The organism is Streptomyces niveiscabiei, assembly GCF_001419795.1.
Taxonomy (GTDB): Bacteria; Actinomycetota; Actinomycetes; order Streptomycetales; family Streptomycetaceae; genus Streptomyces; species Streptomyces niveiscabiei.
In genome coordinates, this window is the sequence record NZ_LIRL01001414.1 from 1 (window position 1) to 1,260 (window position 1,260).

The 1,260-nt window shown below is 75.7% G+C and carries 1 protein-coding gene; it reads right to left on the bottom strand.

What is annotated here, in order from left to right; genetic code table 11:
- A complete protein-coding gene (locus AOK24_RS44575) occupies nt 1-1,134 on the bottom strand; it encodes an ADP-ribosylglycohydrolase family protein (RefSeq protein WP_055725492.1) in 1,134 nt (377 codons plus the stop codon).
- Between the last annotated feature and the right edge of the window lie 126 nt (nt 1,135-1,260).

Genomic DNA, 1,260 nt, shown 5'->3' on the forward strand with positions numbered 1-1,260 from the left:
CTACCCCAGCTCCACCCCGCTGCTTCTCGGGTACCGGGCCAGCCACCCCGGCGCCGCCCCGGCGGGGTTGTGCAGCGCCGGCCCCTGCGTCATCTCCATCGAGAAGTCGTCGGCGAGTTCTAGCAGCGTCGGCCGCCCCTCCAGCTCCGCGAGCCACGCCGGGGGCAGGGCCGTCTCGCCGTGCAGCGCGCCGAGCAGGGACCCCGTGACGGAGGCGGTCGCGGCGGAGGGGGCGCCGTGGTTGACGGCGAGGCGCAGGCCGTGCCGTACGTCCTCGGCGACGAGCGCGCAGTACACGGCGGCGGACAGCAGCTCGGGCGCGCTGCCCGCACCGGCGAGTTCCTCGACCCGCGCGGATGTCGGCAGCCCCTGTCTCACCGCGCCGAGCCCCCGTTGCAGCGCCTCCGACACCGGCTCGTGGCCGGGCCGCGCCGACAGGTGGGACAGCGCCCGCTGCACCGCGCTGTCGAGACTGTCGCCCCTGGCCAGCGCGTGCACGACGACCGCGTACGCGCCCGACGCGAGGTAGGCCGCCGGGTGGCCGTGGGTCTGCGCCGCGCACTCCACCGCGAGCTGCGCGACGAGCTGCGGCTCCCAGCCGACCAGCAGCCCGAACGGCGCCGACCGGCCGAGCGCCTCGGGGCCGTCCGCCGCCGGGTTCTTCGGCGACTCCAGGGTGCCCATCCGCTCGTCCCCGAGGCCGAGGAGCAGCGGGCGCGTCGGGTCGCGGCGGGCGTACAGCCACTCCTCGCGGGCCAGCCAGCCGTCGTCCTTGCGGCGTAGGTCGGGACCCCAGTCGCGCTGCGTGGCCGCCCAGCGCAGGTATGCGCGGTGCAGGTCGGTAGGGGGGTGCCAGGCGCCGGTGTCGCGGCGGACCTGGGCGCGGATCAGGCCGTCGACCGTGAACAGGGTGAGCTGGGTGAGGTGGGTGATCGCGCCGCGCCTGCCGTACGCGGGGAGCAGGTCGACGACGCCCTCCACCCCGTACGTCTGGAGTATGACGTCCGCCGAGGTCCGGTCCACCGGGGCGCCCAGCGCGTCGCCGAGGGCGCCGCCGAGCAGTGTGCCGCGTACCCGGCTGCGGAAGTCCTGCTGTTCCGCACGGCCCCAGATGGGCCCGGCTGCCGTACTCACACCAAGCCTCCCCGGGCCCTCGTCCACCGTCCGTACGACACGGTTCGCCACTGTAATCGAACGGGGACGGGGAGTTCAGGGGTCGAGCGGTATGCCCGGTGTGGCCGCGGGGGACGGGATCGGGGG